Source organism: Bathymodiolus platifrons methanotrophic gill symbiont (assembly GCF_002189065.1).
GTDB lineage: Bacteria > Pseudomonadota > Gammaproteobacteria > Methylococcales > Methylomonadaceae > Methyloprofundus.
The window spans coordinates 1-1962 of the sequence record NZ_BDMN01000339.1 but is presented as its reverse complement, the minus strand read 5'-3'; the positions used below and the strand labels follow the sequence as shown (position 1 = coordinate 1962).

The following is a 1962-nucleotide window of genomic DNA, read 5'->3' as shown; positions in this document are numbered from 1 at the left end:
TTCGTAACAATAACCACGGCGCTTTTCAGTATGATTGCTATCCCCTCAATAGCCCAACGATAGCGGGAGCCTAAGTTACACCGTTCATGTACGTTTTTGAGTGTCAGTAGTTTGCCTGAAATCCACGCATGGCGGCTAAATTTAACTTCAATCGCTGAAAATCATGGAAACGGAGCTTAGCGAAGTGGTGATTTTTAGTCCCTGATAGGCGACAGGGCAATTCGCTGATTCGACGTGTGCTAGCAGCACGCGAGAGGAGCAAGAATTGCATTCCGAATAGCCGTCCAGCCAGTGAGGTAGTAATGACGAAGCGGCTTTTGTGCGTAGTCGTTGCGGACGCAGGGCGTTCAGGGCATCTCCCATCCGCTGCGTAGGTGAACGAATTATGGCGACAGGAGTCCCGGAATTTCGTGAGGTAGCATGGCGCGCCTGAAAAAGGAGCCTTCAGGCTCCTTTTTTTATGACATCTATGCGGGAAAAAATATTGGAGAACAATGTCTAACAAAAAACAAATTATAGTATTTAACACAAAGGAGATGCTTGTTGAGGCAGCTCAAGAGCAATCAAATAAGGTAGACCAAAATTATCAGCAATCTACTTATTTGTATTTTATTGCTCGCTATTTTGTATCTGTATTCGAAAGTAGGTACGGTGTTATACCAGTTCAAGTATGGAATGAGTATAGAAATGCACTCGATCATTTTTTTAGACACCAAACAAATAACTCATCTAAACAAACTGGTAATGCCGATGGCAATATTCCTAGACAGTTACTTAAGATGGAAGGGCACATACAAAGAGCTGCTTTAGATATAATGAAAATCCACTGCCATAGAACCAAAGATAGCGTTGCTCAAGTAAAAAATAATTTTAAACCTGAAGTTTTGCAATTGGTGGATAATGGAAAGTTTTACACTGACTTAATAACTGAAACAAATCGAGCTGAAGGACTCTTTGAAAAGGCAAAAATATACGATAATAATTTGGGTGAAACCGCCAGATTGGATAAAGAGGTTTTAAATAAATATTTAGAAGCGGTATTCGCATTTGACGAATTAAAAATTGAGCTTATTAATAAGGCCGCTGATCTTGAGGTTGCTAATAACAACTATAATTCAATACACGATAATGCATCTAAAGGCTCGACCAAGCATCATTATTTTATACATTTTACGTTTTATATATTTTGGTCAATATTTATATCTTTTTGTACTCTAATGTGGAATGAGCAGTTAGAGCCAGTATACAAAAAGGTATTTAGTAACTTGGTTGCTGATAACCATAAAGTTGTACTTGGTAACTTAGGAATAAGCACGAAACAACTTCCCGATATTAATTATTCTTGAGGAATTGCCCGGTAATTCCATTTTGGTAAATGTGTATCAAATACAATCGGCATTATTTCTTTGAAGTCAGCGGCATATTTTCGTCCTGTCTCGTATATTCTGTCGAGTATGTGAACAATTGTTGTTAGTCCTTTTGACGTTGGTGTTCTAGAAATCAATGTTTTAACTGTTTCAACCGAGTCAAATACAACACCTTCACAAGCACGAGTCACATGAGGAAAAAAACGATGTTCAATGGGATTATACTTGGAGGTATAAGGAGGATAGTGGGCAATCCTAATTTCCAATCCAAGTGCATTCGCAGTCTTTTGTAAATCTTCTTTAAAAATGTAGTGCCGTGAGCTGTTACTCCCTCCACCATCGCAAAGGATCAACAATGATTTTGCTTTAGGATAATGAATAATACCCTCGTTTACCCACCATTGAAATAAGCTATCACAGGCAAATTCACTGGTATCATGACTCGTTCCAAGCGTGATATATCCTGTGTTTCGTTTGAGGTCATAAAACCCATGAGGAATAACACTGCCTGTTGCAGAGCTAGGGAAATCATGATCATTCGTTTGAATGGCTGCTTGTGTATAGAGCGATCCATTACGATAAAAAGTACCCAATA

2 protein-coding genes are annotated in these 1962 nt (G+C 38.8%); one reads left to right on the top strand and one right to left on the bottom strand.

Annotated features, from left to right (window positions below; translation table 11 throughout):
- The first annotated feature begins 494 nt into the window (after positions 1–494).
- Positions 495–1346, top strand: coding sequence for a hypothetical protein (locus tag CDZ78_RS17085; protein WP_087871069.1), 852 nt, complete (start codon positions 495–497; stop codon positions 1344–1346).
- Here CDZ78_RS17085 and CDZ78_RS17080 read toward each other — a convergent pair.
- Positions 1337–1962: ISAzo13 family transposase (locus tag CDZ78_RS17080; protein WP_140414156.1), on the bottom strand; the 626-nt coding region annotated here is incomplete at its 5' end. The two genes, CDZ78_RS17085 and CDZ78_RS17080, sit on opposite strands and share 10 nt — an antisense overlap.

Excerpts from the sequence above, each read along its gene's own strand:
- CDZ78_RS17085 (WP_087871069.1), top strand. The coding sequence starts at position 495 with ATGTCTAACAAAAAACAAATTATAGTATTTAACACAAAGGAGATGCTT.